The sequence below is a fragment of the Streptomyces sp. NPDC003393 genome (genome assembly GCF_053589015.1).
In genome coordinates, this window is sequence record NZ_JBSFRB010000008.1 from 155,879 (window position 1) to 174,826 (window position 18,948).

Sequence of the window (18,948 nt, forward strand, 5' to 3'; positions counted from 1 at the left end):
GCGGCGCACAATGTGAGGGATCCATGGCTCCGGAGGTACACATGACCGAACTTGAGGACCACCGCCCGGCGGCGCAGACACGGCCGTGGTGCGGGCCGGGTGTGCGCTCCGTGAGTGGAATGCTCGTCGACGAGGTGCTGGCCGAGTCGGACCATGCACGGGTCGAGCTGCTTCGCAGGAGCTCCGACGGCCGCATTGACTGGCGCTTCCAGCAGGGAGCGCCGACAGTCTTCTGGTTCCACTCAGGGGTCCGTGAGATGCGCATCGACGTGGACGGTGTGGGATTCCACGTCGAGATGGTGCAGTCGAACGGGCTTTGCTTCTTCCCCGCCGGCACACGGCTCGAAGGCGTCTTCACCGTTGATCCCGTGGCCGAGTACGCCGCCGCCTTCCTCTCGCCGAAGTTCGTCGCGCGTTACGGGCCGACGGTCGGTGACCGGCCGCTTGTCGGGATGGCCCACGGACGCATCCAACTGGGCCTGATCGAGCTCGGCCGCGCAGCGCGTCGTTCGGACAGCGCTCTTGAAGCTCTCGTCGAAGGGTGGGCACTCCAGTCGCTGGCGCACCTTTCACGACTGGGCGACCCTGTCGTAGCCGAAGCCGGGCTTTCCGGCGAGGATCTCGCCCGGGTCGACGGCTATGTCCGCGCTCATCTGGACGAGAAGCTGACCGTCGACCAACTCGCGCGCGTGGCCGGTTTCAGCCGGCGCCACTTCCTGCGCGCCTTCAAGGAGCGGACCGGGCAGACGCCGATGCGTTACGTCTATGCCCGGCGGTTGGAGGAGGCTCAGGCGCGACTCGCACGAATGGAGGAGTCGATCACCGACATCGCCATCTCGTGCGGCTTCAGCCATGCCCAGCACCTGGCAGCCGCCTTCCGGCGCACCACGGGAATGACACCGTCGCAGTTCCGTCAGCAGTCCTGACCGCTGTCGGATAGCGCCGGGGCGGCCAGAGACGAACGCGGCCCTCTGGTGCACGTGGCGACGCTCTGCTGGACGTGGCAGACGCCCTTGTCAGGGATGGTGAGCGTACACGCGTGCGTGCTTACGACGAGACGACTCACCGAGGGATGCCCCGATGCCTCTGCCAGATCGAGAACGGTCTGTCACTCACCGACGACGTCAAGGCGCGTCTCGCCGTAGAGATCAGTGCATTTCACTGGCCACCGCGTCGCCGAAGCAGTTTTTTATTGTCGCCTGTCATGCAATGAGTGTTCTATGATTACTGAAATCGCTGTCATCGATGTCCAGGCTGGTCAGGAGACTGCATTTGCCGCCGCTTTCCGGAGCACTGGTTACGAGCTCCTTGCAACGACACCCGGATGTATCAGCGTGAAGATGTATCAAAGCAGTGAGAACCCGTCGCGGTTCATCGGCGTGAACGAGTGGGAGTCCGAGAAAGCCCACCTCGAAAACTTTCGCGGCAGCGACCGTTACACCAAGTACGGGGAGGCTCTTCGAGCCTACCTGGCCGCAGTTCCAGTCGTTCAGCACTTCAGCGACGTGATGGCCGGCTGAGGCGCCACCCGTTTCCCGAAAGCGATCGTCCGGTTCGAGCCGGGTGGGCATGGACTCCGGCCATCAGCGGACGAGACGGGCGTGGTTCACGCGGGCGGCGCTGAGGGCCGAGTGCATGACGGCGTCCGCCCTGCCTGCGAACTACCAGCGGTTCATCTCTGTGCTGAAGTCGGCTACGGACCCGCAAACCGCGGTGTTGGCTTCAAGCGCGCGTCACCCCATGTGAGAAAGGCACTCCTTCGTGAATACACCCGTGCCGCTGTCGGCGGCGGAAGCCTCCGAGGCCGAAGCCCTGTTCCAGTTCGAGTCCGGCGCCCCCGAGGCCGCACGCGCGGCGCTCGGCGTGAACGCCACCCGCGTCGGCGATGCCGTGGTGCTGTCGATGCGGAATGACGTGACGCACTTCTGGAGCAAGGCCCTTGGCTTCGGTCGAACCGCCCCGGTCACCGCGGAGATGATTGCCGAGGTGTGTGCCTTCTACCGGTCGGAAGGCACCCCTCAGGCTGTCCTCCAACTCGCGCCCTCCGTGATACCCGATGACTGGACTGAAATCTGCGCCCGCGAAGGCATGACAGGCGGAACGTCATGGGTCAAACTCGTCGCTGACGTGGACGAGGTGGTGGCCCGAGCCGACGCCCCGGACCGCCGACCGGCAAACGGCCTGTATGTCGCCCCGGTCGAGCCCGGTGACGCCGACCGGTGGGCGTCGGTGATGCTGCAAGGCTTCGACATGCCTGAGGAGCACTATGCCGACATGGTCGCCGCCTCCGCAGTACACCCTGATTGGTATCCCCATGCTGTCTGGCTGAACGGGGAGCTTGTGGGCACCGGAACCATGTACCACAACGGCGAAACGGCCCAGATGTTCGCCGGGGCGGTGCTCCCCCACGCCCGAAACCGAGGCGGCCAGACCGAACTGTTGGCCGCACGTGCCCGGGTAGGGGGCAAGCTGGGCTGCCGTCAACTCGTCGCCGAGACTGGTGCGGAGACCGACGGCGGTCACAACCCTTCCCTCCACAACATGCTTCGCCTCGGCTTCCGAGTGGCCTACGAGCGGCGGAACTGGGTATGGCGTCCGGCGGGCTGAGTTCCATCCGGGCAGGCGCTGTCCCATTCGGTCGGGTCAGTTTCCCTGAACCACCGACGGTAGCGTGTCAGCGGTCAGCGGCTGCTGGCGAACCGATCCGAAGAAGTCCCGAACCGACAAGACCCCGGCCGAGTGCTCAACGAGGTCCCCGAGTCCTACGACCTGGTCGGGCCCGGATACCCCGCCGACGAACTGCTCGCGGAGCAGTCGGCACACGGCTGACACTGGCTCTCTGCGATCCGCGGCACGATGAGATGTGCGGCGGTGAGCCGCTCTGCGACCTTGGTCGAGCCGGTTCAGGCAGATGCACTTCCTGGGTTCACGGCGTGTGCCAGTGAACGCCTGTCGTTCGCTTCTGCCACCGCGGCATGTCCTGGGCGCCCGTACCCACCACGCGACCACCAACTCCACCGTGTTGGTCGCTCTTCAAGAAATCCGCCACAACTTGGCTTTCCCACCGGCTTCGGCGACAACCGTTCCGCGGCACACACCGATGCCGTCGGCTGGGAGGCGAGAAAGGGACCGCAATGTCGGAGTTCAACGACGGGAACGAAGAAACGGAACTGCCCGACGGCCCAGACGTCTCCACGGAGGTCGTCGTGGTGGGATCCGGGCCGGCCGGCGCAACGGCGGCTCTGCTGCTGTCGACCCTCGGTATCGACAACATCATGATCACCAAGTACCGCTGGACCGCCAACACCCCGCGGGCGCACATCACCAACCAGCGCACGATGGAGGTCTTCCGCGACATCGGCATAGAGCCCCAGGTCCAGCGGGACGCCACGGAACACGATCTCGTCGGCGACACTGTGTTCTGTACCAGCATCGCCGGCGAGGAGATCGGCCGTATCCGCACCTGGGGGACCAGACCGGACCGCGAGGCCGACTATCGGCTCGCCTCGCCGTGCCTCACCGTCGACATCCCGCAGACCTATCTGGAACCGATTCTGGTCAGGAACGCGACCGAACGGGGTACCCAGACCCGGTTCTCCACCGAGTACCTGTCCCACACCCAGGACGCCGACGGCGTCACCGTCGACGTCCTCGACCGCGTGACCGGAAAGGCGTACACGATCCGGGCCAAGTACCTGATCGGCGCCGACGGTGCCCGCTCCGGTGTCGCGGCGGACATCGGGCTGCCCTTCGAGGGCGCGATGGACATCGCCGGGTCGATGAACATCACCTTCAAGGCCGACATCACTCCCTACGTCGGTCACCGGCCGTCGGTGCTCTACTGGGTGATCCAGCCTGGTTCGAACGTCGGCGGTATCGGCGCCGGGCTCGTACGGATGGTGCGGCCCTGGAACGAGTGGCTCATCGTGTGGGGCTACGACATCGGCGAGGAACCGCCGGTCGTCGACGAGGCGGCCGCCGTACAGATCGTGCGGAACCTGCTCGGCATGCCCGACCTCGACGTCGAGATCACGGGCACCAGCCTGTGGGGCAACAACGAGATGTACGCCACCAACCTCCAGCACGGACGCGTTTTCTGCGCCGGCGACGCCGTGCACCGGCACCCGCCGAGCAACGGGCTGGGCTCCAACACCTCCGTCCAGGACGCCTACAACCTCGTCTGGAAGCTGGCCGCCGTACTGCGTGGGCAGGCGGCCCCCTCCCTGCTGGACACCTACTCCGAGGAACGCGCGCCGGTCGCCGAGCGGATCGTCAAGCGGGCGAACCGCTCCAGCCGGGAGTTCGTGGATATCTTCAAGGCGCTCGGCGTGCTCGACGCGGAGACCGAGGCCGAGATGGCCGTCGCGATCGAGGAACGCAAGGCCAACACCCCACAGGGTTTGGCGAAGCGGGCGGCCCTGGTACGGGCGATGGAGCTGAAGAACTACGAGTTCAACGCGCACGGCGTGGAACTGGGGCAGTTCTACACGTCGTCGGCAGTGATCCGCGACGGTTCCCTGCGGCCCCGCCCGTCCCGCGACCCCGACCTGTACTACGAGATGTCCACCGTGCCGGGCTCGCACCTGCCGCACGCCTGGGTCGGCGACAGCTCCCGCAGGCTCGCGCTGATGGACCTCGCCCCGTACACGCGCTGGACGCTCCTCACCGGTATCGCCGGCGAGCCCTGGGAGGCCGCCGCCGAGAAGGTCGGCCAGGAGTTCGGCCTTCCGCTCACGGCCGTGGTGATCGGGCCTGGCCGCGACGTCACCGACCTGTACTACGACTGGGCGAAACTGCGGGAGATCGAGGAGAGCGGAGCCCTGCTGGTCCGGCCGGACAAGCACGTAGCCTGGCGGGTCATGGCTCTTCCGGAGGACCCGGCGGGCGCCCTGCGTACCGCCGTGGCCGAGTTGCTGGGTCGAGGATGAGCCACACGCGGTTCGACCATGACACCCTCGCGCAGCGGGTGCGTTTCGCCTCCGGGGCCGCCGCCGACAACCTGGCCGCGGAGATCGCCGTGCTCGGCGCCTCCCGGGTCATGGTGATCGCCTCCGAGTCGGGCCGGGAGCTCGCGCACGCCGTGGCGGACGGGCTCCCGGTGGTCTGCCGGCATCACGAGGTCATACGGCACGTCCCGGTCGAAGTGGCCGAGCGCGCCCGCGCCGCCTCGGCGACCTACGCCGTGGACGCCCTGGTCAGCGTAGGCGGTGGCTCCACCACCGGTCTGGCCAAGGCGGTCGCCCTCGCCTCGGGCCTGCCCGTCGTCGCGGTGCCGACCACGTACGCGGGCTCGGAGGCCACCAACGTCTGGGGACTCACCGCGGGCGGGCGCAAGACAACGGGCACCGACGACCGGGTACTGCCCCGCACGATCGTCTACGACGCCTCGCTCACTTTCTCCCTGCCCGTCGACCTCAGTGTGGCTTCCGGCCTGAACGCCCTCGCCCACTGTGTCGACTCGATGTGGGCTCCGCACGCCGACCCGATCAATTGCGCCCTGGCGAGCGAGGGCATCCGGGCGCTGCGCACCGGGCTGCCACTCATCACCGAGGACCCCTCGGGGTTTCAGGGCCGGGAGCACGCCCTGTACGGCGCCTATCTCTCCGCCGCGGCGTTCGCCTCGGCCGGATCGGGCCTCCACCACGAGATCTGCCATGTGCTCGGCGGCATGTTCGACCTGCCGCACGCCCAGACCCACGCCGTGGTCCTTCCGCATGTGCTCGCCTACAACGCGGCGGCTGCACCGGACGCCGGACAGCGGATCGCGGCGGCCTTCGACGCGCCGTCCGCGACGGAGGGCTTGAACCGGCTGCGCACACAGCTCGACGCACCGCGCGCGCTGCGCGACTACGACATGCTCGAAGAGGGCATCGACGCGGCGGCGGCCGCCGTGCTCAAGGCCGTACCGGCCGGCAATCCACGCACTGTGACACTTCAGGACGTCACCGCACTGCTGCGGGCGGCCTGGGAAGGAGAAGAACCACGATGACCGACACACCGACAACGATGGCCGGAACACCGACAACAGGGACGGCCGGGTCGCACCCCGTCTCCGCCGAGCAGCGGGCCAGGGAGGCCGCGCTGGTCGAGCAGGTCCTGCGGTCGTTCGACGGCGGCCCTGATCCGCGCCTGACGGAGGTGATGCAGGCACTGACGCGCCATCTGCACGCGTTCGTGACCGAGGTGCGCCTGACCGAGCAGGAGTGGGCGAAGGGCATCGAGTTCCTCACAGCCACGGGACACAGGTCCGACGACCGGCGTCAGGAGTTCATCCTGCTCTCGGATGTGCTGGGTGTGTCCATGCAGACCGTCGCAGTCAACAACGAGGTCTACGACCACGAGACCGAGGCGACGGTGTTCGGCCCCTTCTTCGTGGAGGGCAGCCCGGAGATCGCGATCGGCGCAGACATGTCGGCGGGTGCGGTGGGAGAGCCGTGCTGGGTGGAGGGTACGGTCACCGACACCGAGGGCCAGGTCGTCGCGGGGGCGGAGATCGAGGTGTGGGAAGCCGACGGGGACGGCTTCTACGACGTCCAGTACGACGACTCCCGCACCGCGGCGCGTGCCCATTTGCACACCGACGACGAGGGCAGGTACGCGTTCTGGGCGCTGACCCCCACGCCGTACCCGATCCCGCACGACGGGCCGGTCGGCGCCCTGCTGGCGGCGACCGGCCGGTCGCCGATGCGGGCGGCGCACGTGCACTTCATGGTGACGGCGCCGGGACTGCGCAGGTTGGTGACGCACGTCTTCGTTCGGGGCGACGAACAGCTCAAGATCGGCGATGCGGTGTTCGGGGTGAAGGACTCGCTGGTGAAGGACTTCGACCGGCAGCCGGCCGATACGGCGACACCTGACGGCCGCGAACTGGACACCCCGTGGTCACGGGTCAGGTTCGACATCGTCCTCGCGCCCGAAGGATCGTGACCGGGCGCCTGCACCGCTCGGCGGGCCCGCACACTCGACGGGCTGGCCGTGTCACTTCCCTTGGATGTCATTTCGACGCGAGTGCGGGAGTCACCTGCCGCCCGTCAACATGATCAATGTCGATGAGAATTGATGTCACTCGACCTCGGGATGGATCGGGAAGAGAGGCCATCGGCAAGATTGATCACGGGGCTAAGGGCTGTCCCGTAACTGCTGGTCATAGTGAGATGTTCTTGGTGTGACTGGTGTGATCACGGCGTCGGAGCCGTCCTGGATAGCCCCGTTCACCGGGCTGAGCCCGCGTGCCTTCGGGAAGCTGGTCACGGTTCTGCGGCGTGAGGGTGCGGACGCGGTCCGCAAGGGCCGGCCCTGGAGCCTGCCGCTGGAAGAACGGGCTTTGCTGGTCGCGGCCTACTCCCGCGGCTGGGAGGAGTCCGGCGCCAAGGACGCCGTCGGCAGCACCACCACAATCGCCGACGGCGGCTACCAGGGCACCGGACTGGTCATCCCGCACCGCAAGGCCAAGGGCCAGGCCGAACTCCCCGACTGGAAAGAGGAACACAACCGGTCCCACAAGCAGGTCCGCGCCCGCGTCGAGCATGTCTTCGCCCACATGAAGACCTGGAAGATCCTCCGCGACTGCCGTCTCAGAGGCGACGGCGTCCACCACGCCATGCTCGGTACCGCACGGATGCACAACCTCGCCCTCGCCGGATAGGCCAGCGGCCCGGTACAACGCCCGACCTCACCCGAAACCGATCGTAGATCATTTACGGGACAGCCCTTAGTACCGCAACGGTGCTTGCCGTGACTGCCGGCCAGGTCAGGGGCTGTGCCCGCGGCGTTATGTAGTGGCTGGTGCGGGCCTGGCGTTGTCGCCGCCGACGCCGGGTCGACCAGTGCAGGGTGTGCTCGACGGGTGGGGGACGGCGGTCGCTGAGACGGGATCCACTGCCGTCGGTCCTCACGGTGCCAGGGCCTGACCTCGACGCGTGTCCGGTCGTCGATGCGTCGGCCATGGGCGCCGTCCCCGCAGGAACGGCGCTTCCACTTCTGCCTCGGCAGGCCGGGAAAGAGCTCGCGCCCGGGGTGATCGACGGCCCAGGGGGTGACGACGATGTCGTGGCGGGTGGTGGCCATGACGTGGAACACGTCGGCTTGCTCCAGCTCGGACCGCCAGCCCTTGCTGACGCCGTAAGCGGCGTCCGCGGTCACCCAGTGGAACGGGATGCGATCGGCGAGGGCACGTCGGACCATCGCCTTGGCCATGGTCACGTCCAGTGCCTGATCAACAGGCTAAAAGCTTGGCCGGGCATCGCCGCCCGATACGACAGGGTAGCCGGGCGGCGAGACAGCCGCCGGAGTATCGGTCAGTGCCCCTCGATGAGGTCGACACCGAGCTGACGCAGGAAGCCGACGTTGTCGTACTGGACCCATTCCTCGGCCAACTGGCCGTTCTCGTGGTAGCGGAAAACGTTGATCAGTTCGAGTCGCATCGGCTGTCCGTTCGGCGCGATCGTGCCGATCGGGGACGCCTCGAAGGGCGCGGTGAAACGCCCCGACATACAGGTACGCGAACCGATGTACTCACCCTCGCTGACTATGGTGCGCCGCTCGCATGCGAATCCCTCGAACGCGGCACGCATGGCCGCGAAGAAGGAACGCAGCTGCGCGTACGTCATGTCGCCGTCGGGGCCGTGGAAAACGAAGTCGTCCGCGAAGTAGGCGTCCAGCTTCTCGTCGTCAGCCACGGCGATCGCCTCGCGGCCGATCCGCACCAGGGCGCGCGACCGCTCGTCGTAACGGGTGTCGTCAGGGGAAATGAACTCGCTCACCAGAAAATCCTTTCGGGGGTAGTGGCGTTGCCGCCGCTTTCGACACTAGACCCTGAAAACTCCTTTTTGGCCCTGCGCGACATGCAATTACCGGCCCGCTCCCATAACGGCTGTGCATGGCTCCGATGGCTACGATGGTGCCGTGCCCGAACTCAGCATCACCGCTCTCCGCGTCGTGCGCGCGGTGGCCGCACATGGCTCCCTGAGTCGCGCGGCCCGCACCCTCGGCTACTCCCAGCCCGCCATCTCCCGGCAGGTCTCGGCCGCTGAGAAAGCCGTAGGGCAGCCCCTCTTCATACGCGGCGCGCGCGGCGTCAGGACGACGCGCGCGGGGGAGCTTGTCGCCCGGTTCGCCACCGAGACCCTCGCCGGCCTTGACCGGCTGGACGAACGGCTCGACGAGCTGACCTACGGACCCGAGGTGCGGGTCCGGGTGGGGGCCTTCCCCGCCGCGAACGCTGCTCTGCTCCCCTTCGCACTGGCCAGGGCGCTGGAGCAGCAGCCCCGGCTGGCGTTCGCGCTCACCGAGGCGTCCTCGCCGCAACTCGTGCACCAGATCATCAGCAAGCGGCTGGACGTCGCGGTCGTGGCCTCCGGGCCCGGCCTGCCACAGCCGGCCCTGGAGGGGTTGCGGATCGCCCCGCTGCCGGGCGGCGAGCTGACGGTGGGCGTGCCACGCGGGCACCCTCTCGCCGCGGCGGAAGGCGCCGTCCCGGTGGGTGAACTCGCCCACGCGTCATGGATCGTGGGCAAGGGGGCCCGTGACGAACCACAGTTCGGCGCATGGCCCACGCTGACCGATCCGCTCGTCGCCTTCCGTACGCGGACCTGGCACAGCCGCTTTGGACTCGTCGCCGCCGGTCTCGGGGTCTGCGTCATTCCAGACATTCTCGCCCCGGTCGTCCCGGAGAGCATCGCCCTGGTGCGCGTGGACGACCCGAACTGGCTTGGACGGAGCATTCTTGCGGTCACCAGGAATGACGGAGTGGAAACGCACGAGATCATCGTCCGGGCCCTGCGGGAACCCTATGAGGATTAGCTGAGACGCCGACGGGGTGGAAGGCGAGAATCCCCATGGCGGGTTCCGCCCGACGCGTCCGGCATTCGGCCCCGTGACAGCCGTTACGGTGCGGAGACGGGGGTCCGGGCTGGGAGCAAGACGATGTTTTCCACGTCATGGCCACCACCCGCCACGACGCCATCGTCACTCGTTGGACCGTCGATCACCCGGTGCACGAGCTCTTTCCCGGCCCGCCGAGGCAGAGGTTCAAGCGCCGTTCCTGTCGGGAGCAGATGCGGCGGTGTCGTAGGCGGCGCGGGCGGCGGTGATGTCGGCTCGGTGGCGTTCCGCCCAGCCGACGAGCCCGGTGAGAGTTGCGTGGAGTTCGCGGGCCATGGGTGTGAGGCTGTATTCCACCTTCGGTGGCACCGTGGGGTACACGGTCCGCACGAGCAGGCCGTCGCGTTCCAGCTTGCGCAGGTTCAGGGTGAGCATGCGTCGGCTGATGCCGGTGATGGTCCGTTCGAGCTCGGTGAAACGCACCGGCCTGTGTGCTGCGGCCACGAGGATTCCGATGCTCCACTTGCCCGCGACGTGGTCGAGGACCTCGGTGATCGGGCACGCCTCGTTGCTGACCTGGTCGGACACATCGGTGTGACTGCGGGACATGAAAGTGCCTCCTTCCGCTGCGCGTCATGGTTACAGAAGATGAGCGCTGTAACAAATCGTGCACCTTTGGAAGGGGATCCCCTTGCCGACAACCAACTCATCGGCACACACGGCGCGTCGGGTCGCTCTGGCCGTGCTCTGTGCCGGGCAGCTGATGGTCATCCTCGACGGGACCATCGTGAGCGTGGCGCTGCCCTCCATCCAGCACAGCCTCGGGTTCTCCTCGTCCGACCTGCCCTGGGTGGTCAACGTCTACCTGGTCCCCTTCGGCGGCCTGCTGCTGCTCGCCGGACGGCTCGGCGATCTCATCGGGCCCAGGAGCGTCTTCATCGCGGGTCTGGGCATCTTCACCGCTGCCTCCCTGCTCTGCGGACTGTCCCAGGACCCGGCGATGCTGCTCGCCTCCCGGTTCGTCCAGGGCGTCGGCGGCGCGGCGACCTCCGCCGTCACCCTCGGCATGATCGTGACGCTGTTCCCGCAGCCGAAGGAGCGGGCCAAGGCCATCGGTGTCTACAGCTTCGTCCAGTCCGCCGGCGGCTCGCTGGGCCTCCTCGCCGGCGGTGTCCTGACGCAGAGCATCGGCTGGCACTGGATCTTCTTCGTCAACGTCCCCATCGGCATGGTGGCCGCTGTGGCGGCCGGCCGCGTGCTCGCGCCCGAGCAGCGTTCCCGCCTCCGCAAGGGCAGCGACGCGGTGGGCGCGCTCCTGGTCACTTCCGCCCTGATGCTCTGCGTCTACACGATCGTCGAGACCAACGGCCACGGCTGGGCCTCGGTGCACACGCTGAGCTTCGGTGCCGTGGCGCTGACCCTGCTCCTGGCGTTCGTCGCCCGCCAGGCCAGGGCGACCCTGCCGTTGCTGCCGCTACGTGTGTTCCGGTCACGCAACGTCTCGGGGGCGATGGGCGTCCAGGCTCTCATGGTGGCCGGGATGTTCAGCTTCCAGTTCTTGGGCGTCCTGTATCTGCAGAAGGTGCTCGGCTTCGACGAAATACACACCGGCCTCAGTGTCTTTCCCGTTCCCGTCGCGATCGGCGCGCTGTCCCTCGGCCTGTCGCCCAAGGTCATCGCGCGCTTCGGCCCCCGTACCGTGCTTCTCCCGGGACTGGCGCTGATCGCGGCGGGTCTCGCCGCGCTCGGCCGCGTACCGGCGGACGGAAGCTATGCCGTGGACGTCCTGCCGGCGCTGCTGCCGCTCGGCATCGGTTTCGGCCTCGCCATGCCCGCTGTGGCCACGCTGGCGATGTCGGCGGCCACACCCGAGGACTCCGGCATCGCCTCCGGCATGTTCAACACCACGCAGCAGATCGGCGCCGCCTTCGGCCTCGCGGTGCTCAGCACGGTGGCCGACGCCCACACGGGCGCCCTGCTCGACTCCGGGGCCGACTCCGCCTGCGCACTCACAGCCGGTTACCAACTCGCCTTCCGCGCCGGCGCGTGCGTCGTCGTCGTCTCCCTGCTCCTCGCCGCAGCACTGCTGCGATCCCCCGCCCCAGCGCAACATCCAGCGGTCGAGGACACACCTGTCGCCGAGAAAGCCGCCCACTGACCAGGCCGCGCCGCCGCGGGGGCGGGGATTCCCGGGCCGGCGGGAGGACCGAGCCTGTCGTTCGCTCGTCCGTCACCCCCGCGCACTTCTGAGCCCCGCCCCGGGGCACGTCATCCGCCCATGGAGTCCTCGGCCTCCCAGCGCAGCAGGTCGCCCGGCTGGCAGTCGAGCACCTCGCAGAGGGCGGCGAGCGTCGCGAAGCGCACCGCCTTGGCACGGCCGTTCTTGAGAACCGCGAGGTTGGCGGGGGTGATCCCGACGCGTTCCGCGAGCTCGCCCACGGACATCTTCCGCCTGGCCAGCATCACGTCGATGTCGACCACGATCGGCATCAGATCACCTCGTCCAACTCGGCCCGCATCCGCGCCGCTTCGATGTCGCGTGCGACGGCCTGGGCCAGCAGCGTCCGCAGCACGAGCACGAGGAGCGCGACCCCCAATATCCCCACGCCGATCCCGCCCATGATGACGGTGACGCCCGGGTCGTCCCGCTGGCCCGGCGCATTGAGGGCCGTGACCGCGAACCACACAAGGGAAGCCGCCACGATCGCGCCGATCACGCCGTCCACGTACCGGAAGGCGGCGTCGGAGAACACGGTTCCGCGTCGCACCATCGTCACCAACCGCCAGACGCAGACCAAGACGACCTGGACCGACACCATGCCCAGGATCGTGAGCACCCGCAGCGGGGTCAGCGGGAGCGATCCGTCCTCCGGGTCGCTCCCGCTGACCAACGTCCACACCATCCCCGCCTGCACGAACACGGTGCCCGCGAGCACCACCACGAGCACGGCGCGCAGCGCACGCACTGCCAGCTTTCCCACGACTCATCCTTCCATCGACTTTCGATGGAAACCTATCGATATTCGATAGGTGAGGCAAGAGCTGGGCGGCGCACGGGGCCGCGGTGCCTCCCGCAACGTCCGAGGCGGCGCGTCGAGCCGGGGCCGGAACATGCCGACGCGACGGGTCCGGCACGGTCCTACACAGCCGGCCGCGGCCCAGCCGATCGGCCTGTCCGGCCCAGCGGCTGGCCGTCATTCGGCGGACGCCGCCGCACGTCGCCGCGCGTTCCGGGACAGTGACGCCGACATTGGTATCCGGCGGGTGCCGCGGCTCGCCCTGCCGACAGGCACGCCCCACCGCCGCACAAGCAACGCGCAGAGGTGCGAGGGAACCATGGGAATCATCACGCAGGACATGCGCGAGATCGTCGACAGCGCCAAGCTCGCGTTCGTCGCGACGGTCCGCGAAGACGGCTCGCCCAATCTGTCCCCGAAGGGGTCGCTGCTCGTCTACGACGACGATCACCTGGTGTTCATGAACATGGCCTCGCCGACCACCGTGGCGAACCTCAGGCGCGACTCCCGTCTGGAGGTGAACGTGATCGACTTCCTTCTGCGGCGCGGCTACCGCTTCCGAGGGACCGCGGAGCTCCGGGGTGACGGCGACCCCGCCTACGCGTGGATCCGCCAGTGGGTGCTGGACACGCACGGTCCCGCATATCCGTGCCACGAGGCGGTGCTGATCCGGGTGGACACGGCGCTGCCGGTCGAGTCGCCCGCCTACACCTTCGGTCACTGGAGCGAGGACGATCTGAAGCGAGCCTGGGCCCACACCTACGGCGTGGAACACGACTCGCCGTGACACCGGACCGCCCGTGACCGTTACGGCCGGCCCGCATGGGCCGCGGATGGTCAGCCGCTCCCTCGTGCCTCTGCCTGTCCCCCGGCCACCCTCCGCCGCCTCGGTACGGACAGGCCGGCAAGGCGTCTTCGCGCGCCTTGCCGGCCGCGAGTGGCACGAGACGTCATCGGACGGATTCGCGTGCGATCGCGGCGGGAAGCGGCGTGCGGCTGCTCGTTTCGGCACACGCTGTGACAGCGTGTCCACGGTCACAGCAAGGCGGGCACCCCGCCCGTACCGCTCTTGAGGAGAAGCACCATGTCGAAGCCTCCGCTGACCGACGAAGCGGTCGCCATGCTCAAGAAGGCCAACCCGGCGGTCATCACCACCCTCCGTTCGGACGGCCACCCGGTCTCCACGGCCACTTGGTACCTGTGGCAGGACGACGGCCGAGTGCTGGTCAACATGGACGAGGGCCGCAAACGTCTGGAGCACGTACGCAACGATCCGCGAGTCACCCTCACCGTGCTGGACGAGGCCGACTGGTACAACCACATCAGCCTCATCGGCCGGGTCGCCGAGATGAGGGACGACACGGATCTCGCCGGTATCGACCGGCTCAGCCGTCAGTACCTCGGCAAGCCCTACGGCCGACGGGACCGGGCGCGGGTCAGCGCCTGGATCGAGATCGAGCGCTGGCACGGGTGGGGCAGGTACAAGGACAGCGGTCAGGCAGGCTGACCAGCCTCCGGCGTCCTGAACCCACGGCGCTACGGCTCCGCGCTGTCGGCGCTGTCGGCGCTGTCGGCGCTGTCGGCGAAGGCTCCGTCGGTGAGGACGGGCACCACGGCACTGGCGTCCAGTTCACAGGCGATCGCCACGTCGTCGGCGAACCCGCCGCGGGACAGTTCGATCCCGGAAGAGCACCCGGCCACGGCACCAGCTGCATCCGCGGTTGCCGTGAAGAACGACCGCGCGGCAGCCGCCTCGGGCGACAGCGTGCCCACGCCTCGCAACCGCAGTGCGGCGATGATCGCCCCCGCGCCCAACAGGTCTTCCAGGGCGGGTCGCAGGCTTCCGTCCGGCCACCGCTCCCCCGCGGCGATCACCGCCACGGGACGTTCCTGGGTCCCGTAGCCTCGGCGGGCCAGCCAACGGCCCACAGCTGTTGCGTTACGGAGACAGCCGGCGACGACCACCGAACCGCCTGCCGCCGCGGCGATGGGGGATCCGTTGGGCGAGGGCAGCACGAGTCGGGGGGTGAACGGGGCTCGCCGGAGTGCCGCCGGAGACAGCGACCACGGTGAGTCCGACGTGGCCGCTCGCCGCCCCACGGACTCGAACGCGGCGAACACCGTCGGCCCGGGTGCCTGACGCCACAGGCCGTGCTCGTCGGCATCCAGACCCGGACAGTCGCGATACCACGCGCTCAGCGCGGCCGGGTCGGCGGCCCGCGTGAAGTAGCCGCCGATTCCAAGCACTCGTTCCATACCGCCCTCCTGCCAGGGCCGGGATCGAACGAGGCCGGCACCACACCATCACCCGCTCCACCGCCCCCGTCTCGATCACGGGGAAACGCGTGACCACCAAGGGTTTTCGACCCGAGGCAGACGCCGGGACGGACCGAGGGCCGCCGGGCGACGCGGACTCCTGCAGAGGACAGCACATCAGGCGACCGGAACCCGCTGATGCGGTTCGGTCGCGACCTTGCGGGCGGAGGAGATCGCGCCGCTCTGCCAGGGGTCCGGACAGCTCGGACAGTCGCCGGCGAAGCAGACATCGCCTGAGCCCGGTTGAGCGGGGCGAACGTCGGGGCGGTGGGGCCTTGAGGCATGGAGTGCCAGGCCGCCTCGAGGTGCGAGGTGAGCTTCCCCTGGTGCGCGTGACCAGGCTGCCAGTTCGGACCGAGCTCCGACGTACCGTGTCCGGATCCGGACCGGTCCGTCCTGGTGAGGGCGCCGATTTCACACCTGCGCAACTGCGAGTTCTCCCATCCGGCTTCTCCTTGTCAGGGCGCACGTGCGGCAGCGAGGGTGCAGTACGAGTCGCGGGCGCAACGACGCGCCGCACAACCGATGTTCCACTACGAGGCCGTGTTCTGCGGCCTCCGGTACCAGCGGCCGTCGACATCGGCAGACGGCCGAATGGAAGGACCTTCCAGATTGAATTCCTCCAGTAACGCCGCTGCGTCCCCACAGGGTTCGCACCGGCCCAGGCGGCGCCTGACCGCTACCGTGGTGCTCACGGCCGCAGCACTGATGTTCTCCGCCCTGCCCGCCTCGGCCGGCACCGCCTCCGACGCGGCCGGGAGCAGCCGCAGAGCGGGATCGCCACCGCAGATCAAGGCGACGGCCAGACCCGGGGCCAGTAACGTTCACCTCTCGCCCGCGAAGCGCCGGCAGCTGCTCGACCAGGCGGCGGACGCGGCACCGGACACCGCCCGTTCGCTGAAGCTCGGCACGCGGGAGAAGCTGATCCCGAAGGACGTGATCCAGGACGCCGACGGGACGCTCCACACCCGGTACGAGCGGACCTACGCCGGACTGCGCGTGATCGGCGGCGACCTGGTGGTCCATCAGCGACACGGTTCCCGCACGGTCACGTACGCCTCCGAGCAGAAGCTGACACTTCCGACGACCACACCCAAGGTCTCCGCGGCCGCGGCGAAGAAGTCGGCCCTGAGCAAGGCTGCGGCGAAGGGCACCCGCAAGGCGAGCTCGAAGGCCGGACCGCACCAGGTGGTCTGGATGATGGGCGATGCCCCGAAGCTGGCCTGGGAGACGGTCGTCACCGGCGTACAGCAGGACGGGTCCCCCAGCGAACGTCACGTCGTCACCGACGCCGCGAGCGACGCCGTTCTGGAGAACGCCGAACACGTGAAGTCCGCCCAGGGCAACAGCCTCTACAGCGGCCAGGTCACGCTCGGCTCCACCCGACAGGACGACGGCACCTACGCCCTGATCGACCCGAAGCACGGCGGTCACCGGACGCTCGACTCGACAGTCAACTCCAGCGGCGTCCTGTTCACCGACGATGACGACGTGTGGGGCGACGGAACCGCGGCGAGCCCCCAGACCGCGGCGGTGGACGCCGCATACGGCGCGCAGACGACGTGGGACTTCTACAAGGACAGCTTCGGCCGCAACGGCATAGCCGACGACGGTCGCGGCAGCAGCTCCCGAGTCCACTACCAAGCCACGCCAGGGGTCCCGCTCGCCAACGCCAACTGGCAGGACGGCTGCTTCTGCATGAGCTACGGTGACGGCGCCGACGGGCAGCACCCGGTGACGTCCCTGGACATCGCCGCGCACGAGATGACGCACGGTGTCACCTCCGCCACCGCCGGACTGGGCAGCTACGGCGAGTCACCGGGCCTCAACGAGGCGATCAGCGACATGATGGCCGCCGCCGTCGAGTTCTACGCCGACAACCCCAACGACGTGCCCGACTACACGATGGCCGAGCTGGACGACCTGCACGGTGACGGCAAGCCCATCCGCTACATGGACCGTCCCTCCAAGGCGGGCGTCAGCTCGGTCGGCTACGCGCCGCTGGACTACTGGACGCCGCAGGCGAAGTCGCAGGAACCGCACATGGTGGCGGGCGTGGGTGACCACTTCTTCTACCTGCTCGCCGAGGGCAGCGGACGCAAGACCATCAACGGCGTGGACTACGACAGCCCCACGTACGACGGGCTGCCGGTGGCGGGTGTCGGCCTGGCCGACGCGAGCAAGGTGGTGTATCGCGCGCTCACCGTCTACATGACCAGCACCACCGACTACGCGGGCGCCCGGACCGCGACGCTCCAGGCCGCCGCCGACCTCTACGGCGACCAGAGCGACGCCTACGAGGCCGTCGCCAACGCCTGGGCGGCCGTCAACGTCGGGGCCCGTTACGTCAACCACATCGCCGCCGACCCGCTGCCCACCGAGCCGGTGGCGGTCGGCCAGCCGGTCAGCCGTCAGATCACCGCGTACAGCAGCCGTCCCGGCCCGCTGACCTACTCGGCCAAGGGGCTGCCGCGAGGCCTGTCCCTCGACCGGACCACCGGTCTGGTCACCGGTACCCCCACCAAGGCGGGCGACTACCCCTCGGTGATCGCCATCACGAACGCGGCCGGGGACACCCGGAAGTTCTCGTTCACCTGGACCGCTCTGGAATCCGGCGGACACTACTTCGTCAACCCCAGCACGTACGTGATCCCCAAGTGGGGTGTGGTCGAGTCCCCGCTGATCGTGCACGGGCAGCCGGGCAAGGCACCGAGTGACCTCACGGTCACGGTCGATCTCAAGCACGAGTTCAGCAACGCCATGGTCATCGACCTGGTCGCTCCCGACGGCACGGTCATCAACGTCAAGCCCTGGGGACCCTGGGCGCTCACGCCCGAGCTGCACGAGAGCTACACGGTCGACGCGTCGGCCGTCACGAGGGTCGGCACCTGGAAGCTGCGCGTCACCGACGGCACCCCGGGCTTCTACGACCTGGACCCGGGTCATCTGCTGCGCTGGAGCCTGACCTTCTGAGGCCGCGGCCCGACGGTCGTAACCGGCACCCCACCCGGTAGAGAGCGCAACGGCCACCGCATGGCCACCAGGAGCCTGTGGCTCCCGGGACATCATGCGGTGGCCGTCCGCTCACGACCATGAAGGACATCACCGCCGACGTCGACGCGTCGCTCGCGCTCTACGACTCCCCCGCCGCGCTCCGTGTGGACTCAGGCGTTCCTGCGCCGTACGTGCAGATGACCCTCGCGGGGGAAGGAGGGCGGCGCCGCGGACAGGACCGTGCCGAGGTCGTACCCGCTCTTGAGTGCCACCCGGCACGAGGCCTGGTTGTCCACCTGGTGCAGGAGTTCCAGCTGCTCCAGCGCGTCGGCCCCCAGGACGTCGAAGGCCCAGCCGGTGAGCGCCTCCACAGCGCGCGGCGCCACACCCCGTCCGCGGGCATGCGCCGCGGTCCAGTAGCCCACCTCGGCCGACCGTTTGACGGAGGCCACCTCCTTGAGGACCACATGTCCCGCCAACCGGGCGGGGGGCGAACCATGTCGCGTCTCAAGAACCGCGAAGGCGAACCGGTCCCCCGCTTCCCAGCCTCGTTCCTGGCGCCGCACCCACCGCATCGCATCGCCCTCGTTCTGCATGCCCGAGCTGATCCAGTGACGCAGAGCGGGATCCTGGAACACATCGACGAGGGCAGTGGCGTCGTCCATGCACCACGGACGCAGGACGAGGGCGGGGGCGGGGGCGGATGCCATCGGGCCCGCGTGCAGGGTGACGATGTCGTTCACCTGCCGATCATAGGCGGGAGCTCCGCCCCTCTCCCCCCACGCCGACGATCCCCGGT

Annotated in this window: 18 protein-coding genes and 3 pseudogenes; 13 read left to right on the forward strand and 8 right to left on the reverse strand. The window is 68.7% G+C overall.

Features of this window, described 5'->3' with window-relative positions; genetic code table 11:
- The first annotated feature begins 41 nt into the window (after positions 1-41).
- The 7 genes from ACWDUZ_RS11350 (at position 42) to ACWDUZ_RS11380 (ending at position 7,645) form a co-directional block, all read left to right on the forward strand.
- Positions 42-926, forward strand: coding sequence for a helix-turn-helix domain-containing protein (locus tag ACWDUZ_RS11350; RefSeq protein WP_451631569.1), 885 nt, complete (start codon positions 42-44; stop codon positions 924-926).
- Between the two features lie 294 nt (positions 927-1,220).
- Positions 1,221-1,520, forward strand: a complete 300-nt coding sequence (locus ACWDUZ_RS11355; RefSeq protein ID WP_451631570.1) for an antibiotic biosynthesis monooxygenase family protein — start codon at positions 1,221-1,223, stop codon at positions 1,518-1,520.
- A gap of 241 nt (positions 1,521-1,761) precedes the next feature.
- Positions 1,762-2,607, forward strand: coding sequence for a GNAT family N-acetyltransferase (locus tag ACWDUZ_RS11360; protein ID WP_451631571.1), 846 nt, complete (start codon positions 1,762-1,764; stop codon positions 2,605-2,607).
- Positions 2,608-3,134: 527 nt separating this feature from the next.
- Positions 3,135-4,928: an FAD-dependent oxidoreductase gene (locus ACWDUZ_RS11365; protein ID WP_451631572.1), complete on the forward strand. Its 1,794-nt coding sequence runs from the start codon at positions 3,135-3,137 to the stop codon at positions 4,926-4,928.
- Positions 4,925-5,989, forward strand: a complete 1,065-nt coding sequence (locus tag ACWDUZ_RS11370) for a maleylacetate reductase (protein WP_451631573.1) — start codon at positions 4,925-4,927, stop codon at positions 5,987-5,989. Before ACWDUZ_RS11365 ends, ACWDUZ_RS11370 begins: the two co-directional genes overlap by 4 nt.
- Before the next feature lie 17 nt (positions 5,990-6,006).
- Positions 6,007-6,927, forward strand: a complete 921-nt coding sequence (locus ACWDUZ_RS11375; RefSeq protein WP_451631671.1) for a dioxygenase family protein — start codon at positions 6,007-6,009, stop codon at positions 6,925-6,927.
- 238 nt (positions 6,928-7,165) lie between these two features.
- On the forward strand, positions 7,166-7,645 hold the full coding sequence (locus tag ACWDUZ_RS11380) for a transposase (RefSeq protein ID WP_451631574.1): 480 nt from the start codon (positions 7,166-7,168) through the stop codon (positions 7,643-7,645).
- A gap of 206 nt (positions 7,646-7,851) precedes the next feature.
- Here ACWDUZ_RS11380 and ACWDUZ_RS11385 read toward each other — a convergent pair.
- Together ACWDUZ_RS11385 and ACWDUZ_RS11390 are read right to left on the reverse strand one after the other, a co-directional pair.
- Positions 7,852-8,202: pseudogene (locus ACWDUZ_RS11385) on the reverse strand (transposase); the annotation flags it as partial.
- Between the two features lie 95 nt (positions 8,203-8,297).
- Entirely contained in the window at positions 8,298-8,762 is a 465-nt protein-coding gene (locus tag ACWDUZ_RS11390; RefSeq protein ID WP_451631575.1) for an ester cyclase, read from the reverse strand.
- A 142-nt stretch (positions 8,763-8,904) separates the two neighbouring features.
- Here ACWDUZ_RS11390 and ACWDUZ_RS11395 point away from each other — a divergent pair, with 142 nt between their 5' ends.
- Together ACWDUZ_RS11395 and ACWDUZ_RS11400 are read left to right on the forward strand one after the other, a co-directional pair.
- Positions 8,905-9,801: a LysR family transcriptional regulator gene (locus ACWDUZ_RS11395; protein WP_451631576.1), complete on the forward strand. Its 897-nt coding sequence runs from the start codon at positions 8,905-8,907 to the stop codon at positions 9,799-9,801.
- 113 nt (positions 9,802-9,914) lie between these two features.
- Positions 9,915-10,052, forward strand: a pseudogene (locus ACWDUZ_RS11400) (IS701 family transposase); the annotation flags it as partial.
- On the opposite strand, the gene ACWDUZ_RS11405 reads toward ACWDUZ_RS11400, so the two are convergent.
- A complete protein-coding gene (locus ACWDUZ_RS11405; protein ID WP_451631577.1) occupies positions 10,030-10,431 on the reverse strand; it encodes a winged helix-turn-helix transcriptional regulator in 402 nt (133 codons plus the stop codon). The pseudogene ACWDUZ_RS11400 and the gene ACWDUZ_RS11405 overlap by 23 nt on opposite strands.
- A gap of 154 nt (positions 10,432-10,585) precedes the next feature.
- On the opposite strand from ACWDUZ_RS11405, the gene ACWDUZ_RS11410 reads away from it, so the two are divergent.
- A complete protein-coding gene (locus ACWDUZ_RS11410; RefSeq protein ID WP_451631672.1) occupies positions 10,586-11,980 on the forward strand; it encodes an MFS transporter in 1,395 nt (464 codons plus the stop codon).
- A 110-nt stretch (positions 11,981-12,090) separates the two neighbouring features.
- Here the strand turns inward: ACWDUZ_RS11410 and ACWDUZ_RS11415 are convergent, their stop codons facing one another.
- Positions 12,091-12,312, reverse strand: coding sequence for a helix-turn-helix domain-containing protein (locus ACWDUZ_RS11415; RefSeq protein WP_451631578.1), 222 nt, complete (start codon positions 12,310-12,312; stop codon positions 12,091-12,093).
- Positions 12,312-12,803, reverse strand: a complete 492-nt coding sequence (locus ACWDUZ_RS11420) for a DUF2975 domain-containing protein (protein WP_451631579.1) — start codon at positions 12,801-12,803, stop codon at positions 12,312-12,314. Before ACWDUZ_RS11420 ends, ACWDUZ_RS11415 begins: the two co-directional genes overlap by 1 nt.
- A gap of 355 nt (positions 12,804-13,158) precedes the next feature.
- Between ACWDUZ_RS11420 and ACWDUZ_RS11425 the strand changes: the two genes are divergently transcribed.
- Together ACWDUZ_RS11425 and ACWDUZ_RS11430 are read left to right on the forward strand one after the other, a co-directional pair.
- Positions 13,159-13,626: a pyridoxamine 5'-phosphate oxidase family protein gene (locus tag ACWDUZ_RS11425; RefSeq protein WP_451631580.1), complete on the forward strand. Its 468-nt coding sequence runs from the start codon at positions 13,159-13,161 to the stop codon at positions 13,624-13,626.
- A 297-nt stretch (positions 13,627-13,923) separates the two neighbouring features.
- Positions 13,924-14,346, forward strand: coding sequence for a PPOX class F420-dependent oxidoreductase (locus tag ACWDUZ_RS11430; RefSeq protein ID WP_451631581.1), 423 nt, complete (start codon positions 13,924-13,926; stop codon positions 14,344-14,346).
- Between the two features lie 29 nt (positions 14,347-14,375).
- Here ACWDUZ_RS11430 and ACWDUZ_RS11435 read toward each other — a convergent pair whose 3' ends face one another.
- Positions 14,376-14,960 (reverse strand): 2-phosphosulfolactate phosphatase, encoded by a 585-nt coding sequence (locus tag ACWDUZ_RS11435; RefSeq protein ID WP_451631673.1) that lies wholly within the window; start codon positions 14,958-14,960, stop codon positions 14,376-14,378.
- A pseudogene (locus ACWDUZ_RS11440) lies at positions 14,940-15,095 on the reverse strand (VOC family protein); the annotation flags it as partial. The pseudogene ACWDUZ_RS11440 and the gene ACWDUZ_RS11435, both read right to left, overlap by 21 nt.
- A 744-nt stretch (positions 15,096-15,839) precedes the next feature.
- Here ACWDUZ_RS11440 and ACWDUZ_RS11445 point away from each other — a divergent pair.
- Positions 15,840-18,128: a M4 family metallopeptidase gene (locus tag ACWDUZ_RS11445; protein WP_451631674.1), complete on the forward strand. Its 2,289-nt coding sequence runs from the start codon at positions 15,840-15,842 to the stop codon at positions 18,126-18,128.
- Positions 18,129-18,319: 191 nt separating this feature from the next.
- Here ACWDUZ_RS11445 and ACWDUZ_RS11450 read toward each other — a convergent pair whose 3' ends face one another.
- Positions 18,320-18,892, reverse strand: a complete 573-nt coding sequence (locus tag ACWDUZ_RS11450) for a GNAT family N-acetyltransferase (protein WP_451631582.1) — start codon at positions 18,890-18,892, stop codon at positions 18,320-18,322.
- Positions 18,893-18,948 lie beyond the last annotated feature (56 nt).